We start from the raw sequence: 18,976 nt of genomic DNA on the forward strand, positions 1-18,976 counted from the left end.
AGCTATTTTCGCGATAAGCCGGTTCTTGAGGGCGCCGAAGCCGAAACGCGACAATCGGTCGCCATTTGCTCTGACGCTCGTCAGATTCTCGTCAGCAGGGGGTGTGCCAATCTGGGAATGCCAGTTGCTCCATCATGGGGAATATTCAACGGAGGCATGAAATGGACGCATTGAACAACGCCAACTCGCCGCGCCGGAACCTCACATGGCAAACTGGGGCTGTTCACGAACGAATCGCTTTTGAACAACCCCTGAGAGACTTGCCACAGGAGCGAGAACAACAAGCCGAAGTTGGCCCGTCCCGTCCTGTTGTCTCAGCCGCAGACCAGCGCTTCAACACGGCGGCCCAGCAGCCACATAGGAGTCTTATCGCAATTTCCAACCGCGGTGCGACTGTCAATTCTGATCAGCCCAAGACAGGCGGGCTTTCGGCGGCCCTGGAGTGCGTCGTGGAGCGTTCCGGCGCGGTCTGGGTAGGTTTTTCCGAGCATCTGGGCGACGGGGATAAGCAACAGGTGCCCCTCGTGCAGCGTGGCAAAGGTCAAATCGGGTGGCTCGATGGGCCGGCAGCGGACTATTCTCGGTACTATCAAGGTTTTGCAAATTCAATATTGTGGCCGGCGCTCCACTCGCTGCCGGACCGGATCTCAGGCTCGGAAGAGGATTATAAAAGTTATCGCGACGTCAATGCCTTCATGGCGCGCGCGGTGTCCGAATTGGGAGATAACGCAGTCTACTGGGTTCATGACTACCATTTCCTGCCGCTCGGCGCTGATTTGCACAGACTCGGCATTGACCGGCCGATCGGCCATTTCCTGCATACGCCATGGCCCGAGTCTGACATGATGGAGCGCGTGCCCAATTCTGGCGAGCTAATGAAATGTATGCTCGAGTATGATCTGCTCGGTTTCCAGACCGACCGTGATGTGAGCAATTTCCTCGCCTGTGTCCAATCTCATTTGGGGCTGGAGAGCAAGAACGGGGTCGTTTTCTCGGACCATGGCCAGACGCAATGCCAAAATTTTCCTATAGGTATCGATCCGAAGCAATTCGAACAGTGTGCCGCAGATTCGCTTGAGGCGCAGAAAGCCTACATTTCGCAGTTGAAACTTGGCGGAGCAAAGCTAGTTATCGGCGTCGATCGGCTCGACTACACCAAGGGCATCGACAATCGGATTAAAGCTTTCGATCTGCTGGCAGTCGAGCCGCAACGTGTCTCGCTCTTGCAAATCGCAACTCCCTCACGTGGCGACATCCAAGCGTACAGCGAATATCGGCGCGACGTCGAAAGACTCGTCAATCAAGTCAACAACCGGCATGGCACGGACGAGTGGATGCCGATTATCTATGAGAACAGGTCGTTCACCCAAGCTGAGATAGCGGGTCTTTACAGAGCCGCGCGTGTTTGCGTTGTGACGCCGTTGCGCGATGGCATGAATCTTGTGGCGAAAGAATACATTGCTGCACAAGATCCGAGCGACCCTGGCGTTCTGGTGTTATCGAAGTTTGCCGGCGCGGCCGAAGACTTCGGCGAGGACGCCCTGCTGGTAAATCCGAGGCTCTCCGACGAGATAGCTACCGCGATCTCAAGAGCGGCCAGCATGCCGCGCGAAGAACGCATCCAACGCTGGCGGAGGATGATGGACAAACTTGAAGCGTATACGATCCACCATTGGTCAGCGGACTTCGTTCGGCAACTGGACAGCAGCCGGGTTACGGTCCCTGCGGATCACTTCCACTATGTTGGCTTGGGCTGGATCAGCGAGGCCCAAATGCCTTCGTATCGGACCGAGCCAGAATTGCACACCGCGCTGACGCGTGCACTGGATAAAAACTGGGTCCTGCCGATCGTATGATGCAGAATATGAAGCACGCGAGCTTTGCCTGCATTTGCGCATCCCTCAATGCCGAGCGCTTGGAGAGAGAGATACTTATCCTGACCGCCTGAATGCGGCTTAAGCGGCTTATCGGGACCACAGTCGGGCTTTGCATCAGACCCTTGAGCCAGGCTCCGTCAGTGTGGTCTCTTGCCGCCGAGCGGAGTCATCACGATTGCCTAGTCACCCGTGATGACGACTGGCGTGCCAATTCCCCTCGGACCACGGTTTGGCGCTCACTCCGAGAAAACCGCTTCTACCACGCACGCACGGCTTGCGGCCGCATCGTTAAACATCGCCACCAATGCGATCTTCTGCATTCTAATGACGTTGTCACGCGCTTGAAGTCTTGTCCGAAATCCTTCATCGGCGACCTGCGAGGGATGTCGCAGCCCGACAGGGATCCATTAGTTGGACAATGGTGGCAGCGGAGCAGCGCCGCCAATGGGCGACTGAATATTTCACAATGTTAGACAAGCGTAAAAGCGAAATCACATAACGACATAAACATTTCGTTATGCGTCATTGACAAAAGAGCGGACTGCTGTGATTGTCTGCGTGTCGTGGTTCTCGCGTGCGGCGCTGCCGCAGCGGAGCTAAGAGGGAAGCCGGTACAATGCCGGCGCTGCCCCCGCAACTGTTAGCGGCGAGCCAACCCCACTCATGTCACTGAGGCGAATACCCTCAGGAAGACGGGTAGAGGCTATGACCCCGCGAGCCAGGAGACCTGCCACGGCGAATTACGTCCACGGGCGGGGTGTCTCGGTGGCCGCTGCAAGCCGGCGTTCGTGCCGGCCTGCTAGCGCCTTCCTTGTCATCGGCGCCCCAACCATCGGGGTATGACATGACTGACTCTCAGGAAATTCCTGTAGCAACGCTCGGCGTGCCGCGCTTCGGTCGTCGGCGAGAACTGAAATTCGCGCTTGAAAGCTACTGGTCCGGAACATCGTCCGCTGGCGACCTTCTCACGACGTCGAAGGCGCTCCGTGCCGCTAGCTGGGAAGAGCAGCGCGATCGCGGCGTGTCGAAAATCCCGTCGAACGACTTCTCGCTTTACGACCATGTGCTCGACACCGCAGCCATGGTTGGGGCCGTTCCCTCCCGTTACGGCTGGAATAGCGGCGAGGTCCCACTTGACATCTACTTCGCAATGGCGCGCGGCAACCAGGGTCAGACGGAGGATTGTGGACACGCTGGTCACCAGGAGGAGGCTCATGGACCTGGTGTAACCGCGATGGAAATGACCAAGTGGTTTGACACCAACTACCACTACATTGTGCCGGAACTCGATGATGATCAGACGTTCGCCCTCTCGTCATCGAAGCCGGTCGATTACTTCCTCGAGGCTAAAGCTCTCGGCATTCACACACGCCCAGTCATCCTTGGACCCATCACCTTCCTCAAGCTGGCGAAATCGCCTGCCGAGGGGTTCGGTCCCATCGCGCTCCTACCGCGGCTGCTGCCCGTTTACGAGCAAGTCCTGCAGAAGCTGAAGCTGTCGGGAGCCGACTGGGTGCAGATCGATGAGCCAGCGCTTGTCCTCGATCTGAACCCGAACGAACGAGCTGCGTTCGAATTCGCCTATGGCCAGCTGTCGAAAGCCGCGCCCGAGCTGAAGATCATGCTGGCTACGTATTTCGGGTCGCTGGGAGACAATCTCGAAACCGCGGTTTCTCTGCCCTTGGCCGGGCTGCATATTGATCTCGTGCGCGCTCCCGAGCAGCTGGAAACGGTGGGTCGGCTCGCTCCGAAGGATCTGGTGCTCTCGCTTGGCTTGATCGATGGCCGCAACGTCTGGCGTGCGAACCTGCCCGCCATTCTCGACCGCATCAAACCGATCGTCGCCGGCTGGCCCTTGGACCGCGTCGAGATCGCGCCTTCTTGCTCGATGCTGCATGTGCCGATCGACCTGCGCATGGAGACGGAACTCGACGCCGACATCAGGTCGTGGCTCGCCTTCGCGGCCCAGAAGACCGACGAGCTGGTCTTGCTGGCCCGGGCCCTGTCCCAAGGCAGGGATGCGGTGGCAGGCGCGTTGAAAGCGTCTGCCGAGGCTGCCGCCACGCGCGTGACATCCACGAGGATCCATGACCCGCTTGTTCAGGGGCGGATCGCTAGCATTGAGGACAGCGCGAAGCGACGAGAGAGCGCTTTTGGCGAGCGCTCCAGAGTCCAAGCCGGCTCACTCGGGCTGCCGCCGTTCCCGACGACGACCATCGGGTCCTTCCCGCAGACGCCGCAGGTACGCAAGGCGCGGGCCGCTCATGCGAAGGGCCAGCTGAGCTATGTCGACTATGAGACGTTCCTGAAGAAGGAGATCGAGGCTGCAATTCGCTGGCAGGAAGAGATCGGGCTGGACGTGCTGGTGCACGGTGAGTTCGAGCGAAACGACATGGTACAGCATTTCGGCGAGCAGTTGTCCGGCTTCGCGCTCACCCAGCATGCCTGGGTACAAAGCTATGGGTCGCGCTACGTGCGTCCCCCCATCATTTTCGGCGACGTATCGAGGCGCAATCCGATGACAGTGCGCTGGTGGCAATTCGCCCAGTCGCTTACGGAAAAGCCCGTGAAGGGAATGCTCACAGGCCCAGTCACCATTCTCAACTGGTCTTTTGTTCGCGACGACGTACCCCGCTCCGAAGCCTGCCGCCAGATCGCGCTCGCCATCCGCGACGAAGTGACGGATCTCGAAAGGTCCGGCGCAAGGATGGTCCAGATCGATGAGGCCGCCTTTCGCGAAGGATTGCCACTGCGCCAATCTGACTGGAAAGTCTATCTCGACTGGGCTGTCGAATGCTTCCGGATCGCTTCAACGGGTGTAAAGGACGCGACTCAAATTCATACCCACATGTGCTATTCGGAGTTCAACGAGATCATTCACGCGATCGCTGAAATGGATGCGGATGTCATTTCGATTGAGACGTCGCGCTCGAAGATGGAACTGTTGGACGCCTTCACGGGCTCCAAATATCCGAACGAAATCGGTCCCGGCGTTTATGATATTCACTCACCACGCGTCCCGGAAGCCGGCGAGATCTCGGACTTAGTCATGCTTGCCCGCGAGCGACTGTCCGACGGCCAACTGTGGATAAACCCGGACTGTGGCCTCAAAACACGCAAATGGGAGGAGGTCCGCCCTGCCCTCATGAACATGGTCGCTGCAGCACGCGCGCTCCGGCAGAAAGTGCAGGCGTGAGGCTTCTCTTCCTCACCGTGTGGGGAGTTGCCGACTGGCGGATGTCGGCCGGGAATATGCCAAACCGATCACACTCTTGGAAATAAGCCACTCGGCGAAAATGTGCGATTTTTCTTCGGCACGTGTCCTCATCCCGCAGAAATATGAATGTGACACTACGCTATAGTATTGGTCCTTGGGAACATACAGGCCCCGCGCCTCGAACAAATCGTACACACGTCGTTTCTCAAAGTAGACTGCTTGGCACGTTCGCTCAGGCGGCGACAATATATGGTGCTGCGCGTCTGTCCACTTCCCCAGTTGATTCGCGCAGACTACGGGCGAAGTGGCAGGTTTCGGGTATTGCTAGCCTCCCGCCAATTCGGAGATGGATGTGGCAATTCGTGTGGCACAAGTAAAAGCCGCAATCATTTTCGATTGCGACGTCCGCAGCCAGTTGGCCCTTTATTTTCCTGAGATCTGCGTTACAGGCCGGGGCGTTGTCGCCGTTTCGGAGGGTAAGATGGGATAGGCGACCTCGGGTGCCTCTCCGGTCAGCGAGTTGAGGAAGGCAACAAGCAGGTCAACTTCTTCGTCCGCCAGTACTACGCCAAGCTGGGTGGTCCCCATGATGGCGACGGCCTGTTTCAGATCCCAAACCTTGCCCGAATGAAAGTATGGCGCGGTGAGTGCAACGTTGCGCAGCGGCGCCACGCGGAAAACATAGTAGTCATCGGCTGCATTGGTGACGGCAAATCGGCCCTTGTCTTTGTCCGGCAGGACCTCGGCGCTGGGCTGTTCCACGAGGCCGAATGGGAAATAGGCTTGCCCACCAACGTTGATGCCGGCATGGCAGGACGAGCAGCCTTTATCCATGAAAAGCGCCAGGCCCTGTTTCTGTTCGGAAGTCATGGCAAGCTCATCACCATTCAGGAAGCTGTCGAACGGGGCCGGTGTGACCAGTGTCGCCTCGAAGGCTTCGATCGCCTTGGCGAAGTTGTCGAAGGTGACCCGATCGGCTTCAGCCGGAAAAGCTGCATCGAACCACTCGACATATTGCGGCATGGACTTGAGCGTGGCGATGACTTGGTCCGGTGTATTGGCCATTTCGATGCCGGCTTGGACCGGTCCCTTCGCCTGAGCCTTCAGGTCTGCGGCACGACCATCCCAGAACTGGGCGATGTTGAAGACAGCGTTCAGTACAGTCGGCGCGTTGCGCTGTCCCTTCTGCCAACCATGGCCGATCGAGGTTTCGTGATTGTCGTCGCCGCCGGTGGCCAGGTTGTGGCACGAGTTGCACGACAAGACGCCTGACGCCGAGACGCGTGGATCGAAGAACAGTGCCTTGCCGAGAGCGATCTTTTCCGGGGTGATCGGGTTGTTGGCGACTGTCGGCGTGGTGGATGGCAAAGCCCTGAAGGTGGCCAATGCCGTATCTCTGAGGTCGGTGGGGATCGAATCCGCAGCAAAGGCGGTGGGTGCCAGCAAGGTGACAGCCATCGTTCTGAATAGGATTTTCATAAATGGTCTTCCTGCGTCGTGCACGCAGCCACTATGCGATCTGCGGCTCATGAACGCCCTGAGCTAGATCAGCTGAGGGAGAGGACCGGGGTCTGACACCTGTTTTCGCGGCTGAGCTGGGACCCTCTTGGAAGTGATCGCTCTTCTCGATTGGACTTCAGGGAGGAGGAGTAGCCCTGCTCGGCAACCGTTTGTATGCATCAAAGCACGCCCTGGGAGCGGCTTCGTAGATTCGGTCACTGCGATCTTCCCGCCATCGTTGAGAAAGTCGATAGCATCCGCAAGAATGGCAATCACTTGCACGATGTGCGCTGCACGCCTTGCGAAAAGTGAGCTTCTGAAACCTCAGGGTTCATTCGTTCCTCCTGACCTGCTGATTGCGTGGACACCCGCCGACTGCACATTGTGATGTCACCAGCGATGGCGGTTTCAATACCTAAGCAGCGACGGTCTATGCGACAGTATGGATGTCCTATCGGAATAGCCGGTCCGCCTTGTCGATCGTCACACCGGCATATAGCTCCGCTTCTACGAACATCCCATCACGCGAGGAAAGACATGGCCAATACGCGCAGTATCGCCAATCTAGCCCTTGTGCCGGCGCGGCGCTTGAGCAGGTCCACCGGCTGTAACTGCCTCACACCTTGATCCACAGATCCTAGGCGATGACCACCTTGTCGTCATCATTTGACGGACGCGGGGCATTGGCCCATAAGCGAGCCACCGCAAACTGTGCGGTTGCCAATGCGTAATGATGTGAATTGGAATGAATCTCCGGTTTGCGAAACACGCACGTCCGACGCAGCTTGCGTTGACAGAGGCGGTTTTACGCGCAATAGCACTTCCGCCGGCCTATTTTTGTGGAATTCAATTGTGGTTCGGCCAAGGGCGCTGGGCGCCGGACCGGCCCCGTGTAAACCTCATCAAGAGAGAGAGACCCTGCATGGAAGAATTCTTACCGCGCATCGCCACTGGTGTCGGCATCGGCCCGGCTCTCGCAGAGAAGGGCGTTGGGTTAATGCTGGGTTTCCTGCAAAGCCACGCGGCCGACGGTCCCGTTGCGCGCATGATCGAGGCCATTCCGGGAGCTTCGGAATTAGTAGCGAAGTATCATGGCGACGACCCAGAGGGTGGCGGCCTTATGGGGCTCGGCCAGCAATTGATGAGTGAGGGTCTCAGCATGGCAAAGATCGCCGGCCTCGCCAACGAGACGATCGCCTGCGCCAAGGAACATGCCGGCGACGAACTCGTGGACGAGGTCCTCAATTCCGTTCCCGGCCTTCCCCAGTTCGTCTGATCAGCGGCAGCCGGGGGCGCATGACCTCGTGCGCCCGTGCCGGCCCGTCTGCGCAGCAGGCATTCTCCGCCGAGCGTTCCGTACCGATCTCGCCAGACCACCGACCGCCGGGCACGCCAAGCGAGCGTTGGAGTACTTCATTCGTCTGTTCCAAAATCGACCTCAGGCGAATCGATGTGTATAATTTCCGGCGGTAAAGGTTTATCCTGAACGCTTTCGATGAAGCCCGCGAGATAAGCAAACGTATTGTATTTCTCGAGGACCAACCGCTTCGCCTCTCTTATTGCGCCGCGACGTTCCTTCCAGAGGTCCGAGTCGATGATTTCTTGAATTTTTGGGATTACGTTCTTGTCCTCTGGGTCAATCAGAACCATAGAGTCCGAAGGGAAGAACCTCGTGATTGCAGGGCTGCCGTAATAGATCGGCATTGTTTCAGCAACGAAGCAGTCCATAAGCTTCTCTGTAAAATAGTAATCAGCACGAGTATTCTCGAACGCTATACTGTAACGGTAAGGTGCGAGTGCGTTCCATTTATCTCCAATCAGCCGAAAACCTCGGCCGAACAGGTCAAAATCGAGCTCCTTTCTCAGCCGTTCCAGAAACGCCAGCCGATATCGATGTCCTTTAAGCAGGGCGATGTCACTGGTAATCCATGAGAGCCGAAGCGGCTTATCCACGACTTCGCTGACCAGAAGTTGGTCATATGTCTTGTTTACAGACCAAGACCGAGTGATAGGTGGAGACAAAACGAATCGGCGCGCTGCATTCTGCCGAGCAGCCAGCTCTGCGTCACACGTCAGGACGATAGTATTTTTCCCCTGCCCTTCATGAAACGCGCGATGAGCTTTCGTCGGCGGTTCGCCGATTGCAAAAATTGTCCTGTTTGGGCTCGCCTCGATATCAACAGGGAGCCCGAAAAGAGAAGCAGAGTTAAAGACGATATGCCAATCGGGCACGAAGGATGTCGTGCGAACAAAAGCGACATTGTTCCAGATTCCACTGCCCTTTGGAGTGAGATGGTGGATTGCATCATCCAAAACGCCCCAAGAATCTAGACATGTAGCAACAATGGGCGCCGGGCGTTCCGTCAACAATTTGGCCGACAAAGAAGTTTCACTCCCTTCACTCGTGAAGGTACTCAATCGCCATTCCGGATTGCGGTAACATTGGGCAGCATAAACCTTCCGGGACCCGCTGTCGAGGCAATTGTCGCTTTGCACTTGACTAGGTTCTTCCTCGCTTTGTGCGGTTATCAGGCCGGCTGAGTGGCAGCATGGGTGCCCTAAGGAGTTCGCAGCCCGCTCTGCCTACATGGTACGTTTGATCGTCTTCAGGCGGTTGATCAGCCCTTCCGCCTCGCCGTTGCTCCACGGTAGTTCAATGGCATCGCGAACGGCGTCAGCGTCACGGCGTAGGACCAGACCGGAACGCGTGATGGCGACGAACCCGGAGTTGACGCCACGTCGATCGAAGTGTCGAGCTCGCCCAATTCACAGGCCCGCAAAATGCCGCGGAAACGCATGGCAAGCCTGCGCATAGTGGCAAACTCATGTGATCCCTGCTTCAGGACGTCGACCTTTGTGGCCTGGTTGATCATCAGCACATCCCGAGGCTTCGTGCAGAGGGCCGGGGCGACTACCGACGAGATCACACGGCCGGTCGCGGGATTCGTATGGGACAGCGTCGCTGGCTGGTTGACGCGTATGATTGAAGCAGGCGACGCACTGTCCTTGCCCGGCCTCTCAGCGCGGCGCCAACTTGCGAGAAGCCGCTCCAGATTCGAGAAGCTGCCTGTGTCGCCGCGCTGTTCGATATCGTGGAACAGGTGTCGTCCGCAGCGATTGCCGTCTCTCGAGGACCGGCTAAGAAACGCCTCGAAATACATTGATGTCCTTGGTTACCAGCGGCGGTTCCCAGCCCTTTGGAAGAGCGGCTCACCGGGCGATGAACTTACATTTGGCCATGGCCAATGAACGTCCATCGTCCCTGATGCCACCAGCAAGCGATCACGATCCCTCGATTCACAGTCAAAAGAAGTAATACCGAGCCAAAAAACCGCGCTTAGGCTCAGGACTACTAGCAATTCCGACGCAAAGTTACAGCCGGGACGCGCCACGCACCTCGGCAGGGTCGCCAACAACGAGTGGCTCAGCGTCACGACGGGAAATATGGCGCATCGACGTCGCTTCTGGACGAGCATTGGCAATAACGCTGTCGAGACATTGTTGCTTTCAGCGGCAACCGGCCCTATGAAGCGACGCTTCGCTGACTATGTTTCACCGCCTGGAGAGTTTCATGACAGAAGAAGCCGGAAAAAACGTCGACACCCTCATTGAGCTTGCCGCCGATGTCGTGTCGGCCTATGTCTCCAACAATCCGATCCCGGTGGGGGATCTCCCTGCCCTCATCGGCCAAGTGCATGCGGCTCTGAGAGCGACGGCCGGAGGTGTCTCTGCGCAAGAGCCGGTTGCCCTTACGCCTGCAGTCCCGATCAGGAAATCGGTGACACCGGACTACATCATCTCCCTTGAGGACGGGAGGAAATTCAAATCGCTAAAGCGCCATCTGTCGACCCACTATGGGCTGACGCCGGATGGATATCGGGCCAAATGGGGCCTGCCCGCGGATTATCCCATGGTCGCGCCGAACTACGCCGCGGCGCGCTCGTCATTGGCCAAGACGATGGGGCTCGGCCGCAAACCGAAGGCGCCCGAAGCGCCGGAGCCTGCACCGACGAAGCGAACCCGCAAGAAGGTCGCGGCTTGATTTCGGCAATCGAGATTCGTTCTGGAGCGTTGCAGCCATCGGCTTAATCTGTGCGTCATATAAAAAGGCGGGGCCAACCCCGCCTTCCTTTCAAACAACTTTGTTTCATGAGGAATTCGCGACGCCTGCAGCAATCTGCTGCCCTCAGTTTTTGCTCGGTCCCATCGAGCGGCCGTGAGGACCTACGTGCCTACTCTTGCCAGGACGCAGGAGAAAATTTCAACCAGCTTTGCTGAGGCTGCCAGCGGAGGACTTGCCAGTGCGGCGATCCTGCTCGATCTCATAGTTGATCTTCTGGCCGTCAGCGAGGGTCGAGAGGCCCGCGCGTTCGACAGCGGAAATGTGGACGAAAACATCCGGACCGCCATTGTCGGGCTGGATAAATCCAAACCCCTTGGTGCTGTTGAACCACTTTACCGTTCCAGTCGGCATATACTTGTTCCTTCTTTTACAATGCAACGTGGGCAGGCCATTAGGCCTGTCCGAGTCATAGCCGAGAGTTGGGCGCAGCAAAAAGCGAAAAATTGTTAAGCCCCGATCAGCTGGCGCACTCCATTGTAGCGTAGCCGCCAGCAAGCACTGTCCTACACTACCGCTCGAGCATGGCCGGAAGCGCCCGATTTCTTCCAACGCTCCTCAGCGCCACGTCGATGGCTCGTGTTTGGAGGCGTGGGACGTAAGGCCGACCGCTGCTCGTGCCGCCAGGTCAAAGGCCGGGTAGTTCACTGATATGCCTTCGTGCATAACACCTCGGGAGCGCCTTAAGGAGTTTCGAGTTGGATTGTTTCAAGAGGGTCGAGGGGTTGATCGATGCGACCAGCGTGGAAGCGATCGATAGCGCGCGCGTTTTGCTGGACCAGTTCAAGGGCAAGTCAGAAACAATCGCCCAAGCGATTGACGACTTCCTGCTTGATTTCATGACCTTGCTGTTTGTGGTAGAAGCCACCCGCGAGCAGTTCCACAATCCGGCGAGGCGGTTAGCGCGCATCAGATTGAGCAAGGTCAGGCTGTTACTCACGCGATGCTCTTGACCTAAGCGACCACTCCGCCAGGCATGCATTTGCAGCCGAGCGCACCAGGCGGTATTTTACGCACATGAAATCAATCGCGACCGCTAAATTCTGCTGTTTGGTGCCCAGGGACGACGGCAAGCGCGGATAGCTTCCGTGCTGCTGTCCTGCAGCGGCAAATGTGCTGCATGCCCCCATCCAAGGCGAGCTCGACGTTTGTTTCTTACGTTGACCAAGGTCCCGCGAAAACACTCCCCTTCCCGCAGCAACTCATTACGTTCAACGGCCTCGCGGCAGGCCATCACGCCAGAAGAGAGCAACGGCATCGTTTTTCCCGCCCAGTCCTACGACCTCGTTTTCCAGCGCCTCGCGAATGTCGCCACCCGCCGTTTTTTTTCAGGTCCGTCTTCGCGCGCGAGCTGGCTCCGCGCCCACTTAGCTACGCTGCTCACGCCTTACCCCTCAGCACCGCCCGGTCTGACTGTCGAGACATCGGTCCGCTGGAGCGACAACATTTCAATTCTGACCGTCGGTGCAGCGGCCTTCGAAGCGCGTCCTGTACCCCTCCCCGGCAGCGCGCCTAATCGTCTTCCGAAGGAAGAAGATATTCTCAGCCGTGCTCGCGTCGCCTTCAGCCCTGTTCAATCGCCCACAATGTCGGATGCGCAACATGGCAGAGCCCGATTTGTCAACAGCCTCCAATGGTTTTCTGATCTGGCACGGTGCATGCCTGGTCGTCCGCAAGACGTCGCGGACCAAGGAAAATCCCTCCAATGGCCACCTCCCCAAGAACACCGCCGCAGGTCTCCTGGGTCCATCCGAAGGTGAGGCTCGAGTGAGCCCTGGGCCCATGATTCATCTGGCTCGGCGCTGCCCGCCGATCCCTCCCACGGGGAGGCGAAGACGCAGCGCGTTCATTAAAATGAGGACCAAATCACTTTGCCTCGAACCTTGCCTTTCCAACCGGAGCCATCGATCGCCCCCTGGCTGCGCAAGGCGTTCACTGCCACCGCCCTGGCCCTGGTGACGACCGCTCCGGCTCTGGCCGCCACCGACAGCGGCAAGATCGCGGATTTCCTGCCGGGTCGACATCCCCGATCACCGCGCGCCAATCATCACTCATATGGTCTGGTACACGGTCGGCAGCGCCGACGAGCCACCCGGCAAATCCGGACTTGCCCATTTCCTTGAGCGTCTGATCTTTAAGGCGACCACCAACCGCGCCGGCAGCGAGTTTGACCGAGCCGTCTCAGTCAGCGGCGGCTACAATAACGCCCTCACTGCTAGGACTAGCTTTGGGCGACATGATTGCCCCCGCGCAACCTGACCGGCCGAGCCCGACTAGTGGAACCGCGAGGCATCTTCTAGCGATTTCAGGGTATTCTCCCTTTCCATTTTGGGTACCGTGGTCTGCTAGCTGTCTGGCCGAGGCCCTATAAGGAACTTGGACGTCCGTAATAAACACCGCACTTGCTATATACCCTTGCTGCGTTGAGGAGGAATCCGGTATTGCCCCTGTGCCTGCCGATGACCCGTCACCTGAGATCCCCTGACCTGTTTCGACCCATTGATCGCCTGCCGACACTTGGCACGCGGATTAGCGAACGGACATTCGAGGTCCTCAACCCCTCGACCGGCGAAGTGCTGGCAGAACTACCCGACATGGGTGTCGAGGAGACATGCGCTGCGATCGACAAGGCCTATGTCGCGCAGCCTGGATGGGCAGGGTTTACCGCCCGTGAGCGCAGCGACGTTCTATGGCGATGGCATCAGTTGATCCTCGACCACGCCGACGATCTCGCTGCAATTCTCACTGCGGAGATGGGCAAGCCGCTTGCAGAGGCCAGATCGGAGCTATCGCATGCTGCGGCGTATCTGCAATGGTACGCCGAGGAGGCAAATCGCGTCTATGGCGAGACGATCTCCGCACCATCGACGGACCGCCGAATGTTGGTGATCAAGCAGCCCATCGGGGTCGTCGGCACGATAACGCCATGGAATTTCCCAGCCTCGATGGTGGCGCGCAAAATCTCGCCAGCCTTGGCAGCGGGCTGCACGATCGTCCTCAAGCCCGCTGAACAGACGCCGCTCGTGGCTGGAGCAATGTTCGCCCTCGCCCATCAGGCAGGCTTTCCCGAAGGCGTCGTCAACCTGATCTATGCATCCGAAGGTGACGCGGTCGGCCGCGAACTTTGCACAAATCCCAAGGTCCGCAAGATCAGCTTCACCGGGTCTACGGAGATCGGGCGCCTACTCATGCGCCAGTGCTCGGACCAGATCAAAAAAGTCAGCCTAGAGCTCGGCGGCAATGCACCTTTCATCTTGTTCGATGATGCGGATATCGATGCCGCAGTTGACGGTGCGATCCAGGCGAAGTACCGCAATGCCGGCCAGACCTGCGTTTCAGCGAACCGCCTTTACGTCCAGTCGGGCGTTCACGACGAGTTCGTCGAGAAATTCGTGGAACGGGCTCGCCAACTTCAAGTTGGTGACGGTTTCGCGCCCGGAGTGGACATCGGACCCCTCATCGACAAGCAGGCTTTGGCCAAGATTGAATCCCATATTGCCGATGCCATAACTAAAGGCGGCGCAATTCGATGCGGGGGCAAACGCCTCGGCACGAATGGCACGTTTTTCCAACCAACGGTCCTGACCGGTGTCACCAGCGAGATGACCGTCGCGCGAGAAGAGACATTCGGGCCGCTCGCACCGATTATTCGCTTCAAAGATGCGGATCAGGTCGTCCGTGATGCCAATGAAACGATCTACGGCCTCGCGGCCTATTTTTATGCCTCGAACCTGAAGCGTGTCTGGCGTGTGGCCGAGGCCTTGGAATATGGAATGGTCGGGGTAAATACCGGCCGGATGTCTTCGGAAGCGGCGCCGTTCGGTGGGATAAAACAGTCCGGCATCGGTCGTGAGGGATCCCGCCATGGCCTCGAGGACTACCTCGAAATGAAATACCTCTGCATGGGCGGCATCTGAAGCATCGGCTTGCAGGGTTCACAGACGGGTTACCTAGCGAGCCATCTCCAAACAAGTGAATTGTAGAATCGCTCCTCGATTGGGACCTGAGGGGCGGTCCGCACCCGAGCAAACACCGAATCCTGAGGAGCCCCCTAAAATAGCTGGATGTATCTCTCGACGAGACAAGCGTCTGCATTTTCGGCGAAGACGGCGCGCATGCGACGGAGGATACGCTTGCGATTTGGCGGCCCTCGCCGACTATCCTCAGGCGACGGGCTGTCGTTGCGCGGGTCTGGTTGGAAGCTTGTGCACCAAGCCATCGTCGACGCTGATTGAGCAATATCCGGCTTCAGGGGCAGAATTTGGACCTGCTACATTCCGATATCAGTAGCTCAGCTGTTCGTCGGCTGACTGCCGCGCCGTTACACGCTCGGACAGAATCGAAGGTACCATCCGCGGCATTCGCATCCACATTGGTGATCGGCGCAAGGTCCAGGGCGCGCCAGCTTGACCAAGCGGGTCGAACCGCATTACAGCCTTGACCGGCTGGAGGACGGAAATCCCGATGCCGAAGAGGTTGGTCAGCCCAGTCGAGCCCACACGGCATTTTCGGCATGAACAGCAAGGGCTGGGAAGCGATCGGCCGAGCGGTCCTCGAAGGCGCGGGCCAGGGTTGTTTGACGACGCGTTGGTTCAGGTCCGCTAATCTAGTCTCTACCGTTTCAGAGCGGCTTCCCTCGCCAGTGACAGCGAGTCAAGATTTTTGGCGTCGTCGGCTTTGATTGCCGCAGATCTGGTCGAGATGGGGACAGCTCACTGGCGCACCTTTCGGCTCATAGTGTTTCCTCGTCATCGAGATGAGGATTGCCGGATTTGGCGTAGAACACCAACACGGGTCCGAGGTCAAAGCGCGTCCCGGGCGCAAGGCGATGGACGGACCGGGGCCATGTTTCGGTTGAGGCGCCATCGATGCCTCGCGCCAGCGTTCTGGCGAAGCGGGGCATCAGCGGAGCGAGTGTCGGTGCCAGGATCACAGCGGCCGTCGTCTGAAGGGCTAGTGAAGTCCGATTGCGGGCGGGATAGAAACGTCGCGCCGCCGCAAAGTCTCGCGCCCCGCGGTAGATCACGCAATCGCGCACGAATTCGCAGACCTGAGTGGCCGCGCGCCGAACCGAGAAGCCTTCGTCCGAATAGGCGCGCTCCATCGCAGCACGATAGATCTCTATGCGAGCAAAGAAGGCGCGGTCGACCGGGCTCCAGTCGCCTGCATCGGGTACACGGCCGGCAAAATCGTGCTTGATTTCCTGGTTCAACGCCTCAAGCCAGTTCAGCCAGATGCTTTGGAACACCTCTTTCTCGGTGCGGCGCAGCGCGTCCAGCGTGAAATCCGTCCGCTCACCTTCCGGGCGTGTCAGGCCCAAATGAAGGCGCACGACGTCGACTGTCTTTGGGCTCAGAACCTCCTTGCCCCAGACCGCATGGCGGCAGCTGGTTGAGAACTTCTTGCCGTTGAGCAGGTAGAACTCGTTGACGTGATAGCGGATGCGTGGCGTCCAGTGGGAGAAGACCTCGGCGTAAAGAGCGGGGTAGAGTAGGGCGTGGTAGAACGAATTGTCGAAGCCGAAGAAATGGACAATCTGCCAGTCGTTGCCGGGCATCTCCGCCTTCCAGTCGCGACCCATCGAGCGGCCGAGCGCCTGGATGTTGTACAGAAAACCGAACGCCATCTCCGGCCACACCCAGATCACTTGCCCCGGGAACCCCTCGGCCGGCAGGCCCCAGTCCGAGGGGTGGGTAATGGGCACTGAAAAGTCGCCGCGTTGGCGAAGGCGCGCGAAGAGATCCAAGATCCGTAGCGGGACGCCCGACGCCCTTAGATGCCGGTCGATATTGTCGTAGCATTGGTCCATGGCAAGTTCCGGACGGCGGAGGGAGCCGACCACCGGCGCCTCGGCAGACTGCCGTGATTGGGCTGCACGCAGGTCGTGGCAAAGGTTTGGGGCGCCGCATTCCTCGCAGATGTTGCCACCCGCGGACCCGCCGCAATCGGGGCAGAGGCCGCTAACATCCGGTTCGTAAAGATAACGGCCTGTCACGGCATCGAAAAGCGCAGGGCTCTGGCGTAGATCTATCGCCGTGCTGCTCAGAAGACTGCGGAAACAGGCGGCTTGAAACTCCCCGTAACCGTCATCGCCCGTCGTGAGTTGGAAGCTGTGGACCGCACAATCGAAAAGTGCAAGGGTGGAGCGAATCTCGTCGGCATAGTAGCGCGCCACGTTTGCCGGCGTCGATTGATCGGCATCAGCGCGCGCGGCGACGTAGCTTTGGAAATCATCGCTCCCAGTCAGATGATAGGCTTCGACCCCTTTCATGCGCAGGAAGCGCGTGTAGACGTCGGCGCCAAAATAGGGGCCGGAAAGATGCCCCAGATGCAGATCGCCATTTGGCGTCGGCGGCGTGGAGAAGACGAAAGTCGGCGCGCGGGGAGCCGTGAGCTTTGCAGCGACATGATGAGCGGCGGCGTCGTCTCGCCAGTAGACATCGACGAAATTTAGGTCTTCGTCCCCATCGTTGCGCAGCACATGCGCTTCAAAAGGGTGAAACAGAACGACATCGCCCGCCTCGACCGAGATTTGCCCCCGGTCGGTGGTGACCTTGCCCGCACCAGACAGGACCACGAAGGCCTCGATTTCGTCGTGCCGATGGGGCTCGGATGTGACGCCGGGTCCAACCTTTCCGAATGAAAACCCCGTGCGAGCGCTGCCCGTTCCAAGCGTGGCAGTGTCGATACCGAACGCCCGCGACAGTTCCGTTCGAGAAAACGTGTATTTGCGCATGACAACGAACCTAAGCTGTTGAAGAGTGGGACGGACCTTCGGCTGCCAACGCAACAGCCTCCCGTGCAATTCGTGGAGAGAAACGGCAGCCCGACCATTGGCGGCCCGGCCAGGAATAGTGCAGCTCTGGGCCGGCAAGCGGGCGACCAAGGGGGGCACTAGTCGAGCTGTAGGCGCACAGAAGACCGCCTGCGACCACCTCCGCAATCCACGTGCCAAAGCGTCGTAACGGGCTGCGGTCGATGCTCCGCGAGCCCGCAAATCAGACGGCCATACCGTCCGCGCATTTTTGAGCGGTCGATCAGTCGTGTGCATGCCTCCGCCTGGCCTGCGTGAGTTCAATCGCGATAGAAGATGCCATTTGGCGGCTTGAGATTGTCGAGATCGGCCACTTTGCCCTCGGGCGGGTTAAGGGCGCGCTTAAGCACGTTATATTCAGCGCGGGTCGGCCCGCCGGTTGAAGCACGCTGGAACACCAAGTAGAGTGTCCGCCGAGAACGATTGCTTTTGTTCGGTCGTGAGTAGTGCGGTGCGTAATCGTCGAAGATGAAGATGTCGCCAGCCTTCCATACTACGGGTTCCCAGGAGAACTTTTCGGCAACTTGAGGATAGATCACCCCACCGGCATCCATAGGAAACACCCCCTTTTCGTGGTTGCCGGGGCTGAAAAAAAGCCCGCCGTTTTCCGGGTCGGAATCGTCGATGCCTATGGCAACCACCGCATGGACCATCCGGTCGGGGAGTTTGTGTGGAATGTGATAAATGTCCTGATGCGGGAGATAGCCGCCGCTGTCGGGGTAGTGGAAAATCAGCAACTCCTTGAGCCTGCGCGAATCTTCGCCAAGCAAATCCTCGACCGCTGACTTTATGCGCTGATCCTCTAAGAGCAAACGACGCAATGGATCATGGAAGTCGAGAAAATTCTCGATCTTGGAGATGATCTTTCGATTGTCCGTCGTCTTCTCGAACCACATGAGCCATTTATCATCGGTGACATCCCAGCGTGACATATCTTCGACAAAAGTAGAGATATCTTCCCGAGCCGCTGGAGCGAAGAACCTTTCGAGCCTGACGTATCCGTCTTTCTGCCACTTTTCTCTTAGAGCATCAGTCAACATGCGAAAAAGCCTCCTGTTGGAAAGACTGGTTGGTCGGACATCCCAATTAGGGCAGTCCGGCGCTGGTCAAGTTGCGGGTCCACTGAGACGGACTCACGTCATGTGGGACGGCGATGCTAAGTGCGTTCCGCTCCGGCGGATATTCTCCGCAGAAGCTCGGCGCGAGACTGCCTATGTCAGGCTCAGCCGGGTCCAGGGGTTCCGTAAACTGAGCCGGATCAATCGCTTCACCCGGTCCAGCCACGACACGCATCGCTAAAGGCGGGTCCGCTGACCGCCGACCCAGCCATGGCCGCCAAGACCACGGCGCTCTTTCGAGTGAGCGACCTGGTACGGTCTTGACAACCGTAGGGGAAATGCACGCCCCCCAGAATAATGCGATGCGCCGCTTGGTCCAAGGCCTTGTTC

The 18,976-nt window shown here is 58.5% G+C and carries 11 protein-coding genes, 2 pseudogenes and 1 riboswitch; of the genes and pseudogenes, 7 read left to right on the forward strand and 6 right to left on the reverse strand.

The window, feature by feature from the left end; genetic code table 11:
• Positions 1–161: 161 nt before the first annotated feature.
• A complete protein-coding gene (locus NKJ11_RS19170; protein ID WP_352794001.1) occupies positions 162–1,856 on the forward strand; it encodes an alpha,alpha-trehalose-phosphate synthase (UDP-forming) in 1,695 nt (564 codons plus the stop codon).
• Between the two features lie 568 nt (positions 1,857–2,424).
• Positions 2,425–2,626, forward strand: a riboswitch (cobalamin riboswitch).
• A gap of 95 nt (positions 2,627–2,721) precedes the next feature.
• Positions 2,722–5,073, forward strand: coding sequence for a 5-methyltetrahydropteroyltriglutamate--homocysteine S-methyltransferase (gene metE / locus NKJ11_RS19175; protein WP_352794002.1), 2,352 nt, complete (start codon positions 2,722–2,724; stop codon positions 5,071–5,073).
• 444 nt (positions 5,074–5,517) lie between these two features.
• Here metE and NKJ11_RS19180 read toward each other — a convergent pair whose 3' ends face one another.
• Positions 5,518–6,573, reverse strand: a complete 1,056-nt coding sequence (locus tag NKJ11_RS19180) for a cytochrome-c peroxidase (RefSeq protein WP_023737107.1) — start codon at positions 6,571–6,573, stop codon at positions 5,518–5,520.
• Between the two features lie 943 nt (positions 6,574–7,516).
• On the opposite strand from NKJ11_RS19180, the gene NKJ11_RS19185 reads away from it, so the two are divergent.
• Complete coding sequence (locus NKJ11_RS19185) at positions 7,517–7,870, forward strand: hypothetical protein (RefSeq protein WP_352720646.1); 354 nt, start codon at positions 7,517–7,519, stop codon at positions 7,868–7,870.
• 137 nt (positions 7,871–8,007) lie between these two features.
• Here the strand turns inward: NKJ11_RS19185 and NKJ11_RS19190 are convergent, their stop codons facing one another.
• Positions 8,008–9,012, reverse strand: a complete 1,005-nt coding sequence (locus NKJ11_RS19190; protein WP_352794003.1) for a glycosyltransferase family 10 domain-containing protein — start codon at positions 9,010–9,012, stop codon at positions 8,008–8,010.
• An 82-nt stretch (positions 9,013–9,094) separates the two neighbouring features.
• A pseudogene (locus NKJ11_RS19200) lies at positions 9,095–9,719 on the reverse strand (transposase); the annotation flags it as partial.
• Positions 9,720–10,165: 446 nt separating this feature from the next.
• On the opposite strand from NKJ11_RS19200, the gene NKJ11_RS19205 reads away from it, so the two are divergent.
• The gene (locus NKJ11_RS19205; RefSeq protein ID WP_023812675.1) at positions 10,166–10,636 is read left to right on the forward strand and encodes a Ros/MucR family transcriptional regulator; all 471 of its coding nucleotides are present in this window, start codon (positions 10,166–10,168) and stop codon (positions 10,634–10,636) included.
• A gap of 219 nt (positions 10,637–10,855) precedes the next feature.
• On the opposite strand, the gene NKJ11_RS19210 is transcribed toward NKJ11_RS19205, so the two are convergent.
• Positions 10,856–11,068 (reverse strand): cold-shock protein, encoded by a 213-nt coding sequence (locus tag NKJ11_RS19210; RefSeq protein WP_023679670.1) that lies wholly within the window; start codon positions 11,066–11,068, stop codon positions 10,856–10,858.
• Positions 11,069–11,412: 344 nt separating this feature from the next.
• Here NKJ11_RS19210 and NKJ11_RS19215 point away from each other — a divergent pair, with 344 nt between their 5' ends.
• The 3 genes and pseudogenes from NKJ11_RS19215 to NKJ11_RS19225 all read left to right on the forward strand — a co-directional run bounded on the left by NKJ11_RS19215 (position 11,413) and on the right by NKJ11_RS19225 (position 14,631).
• On the forward strand, positions 11,413–11,667 hold the full coding sequence (locus tag NKJ11_RS19215; RefSeq protein WP_023671853.1) for a hypothetical protein: 255 nt from the start codon (positions 11,413–11,415) through the stop codon (positions 11,665–11,667).
• A gap of 954 nt (positions 11,668–12,621) precedes the next feature.
• Positions 12,622–12,931 (forward strand): annotated as a pseudogene (locus NKJ11_RS19220) (insulinase family protein); the annotation flags it as partial.
• Between the two features lie 242 nt (positions 12,932–13,173).
• Positions 13,174–14,631, forward strand: coding sequence for an NAD-dependent succinate-semialdehyde dehydrogenase (locus tag NKJ11_RS19225; RefSeq protein ID WP_352794078.1), 1,458 nt, complete (start codon positions 13,174–13,176; stop codon positions 14,629–14,631).
• A gap of 815 nt (positions 14,632–15,446) precedes the next feature.
• Here the strand turns inward: NKJ11_RS19225 and NKJ11_RS19230 are convergent.
• Complete coding sequence (locus NKJ11_RS19230; RefSeq protein WP_352794005.1) at positions 15,447–17,450, reverse strand: class I tRNA ligase family protein; 2,004 nt, start codon at positions 17,448–17,450, stop codon at positions 15,447–15,449.
• A 338-nt stretch (positions 17,451–17,788) separates the two neighbouring features.
• On the reverse strand, positions 17,789–18,568 hold the full coding sequence (locus NKJ11_RS19235; protein ID WP_352794006.1) for a phytanoyl-CoA dioxygenase family protein: 780 nt from the start codon (positions 18,566–18,568) through the stop codon (positions 17,789–17,791).
• Between the last annotated feature and the right edge of the window lie 408 nt (positions 18,569–18,976).

The sequence above is a fragment of the Mesorhizobium sp. M0243 genome, assembly GCF_040321775.1.
GTDB lineage: Bacteria > Pseudomonadota > Alphaproteobacteria > Rhizobiales > Rhizobiaceae > Mesorhizobium.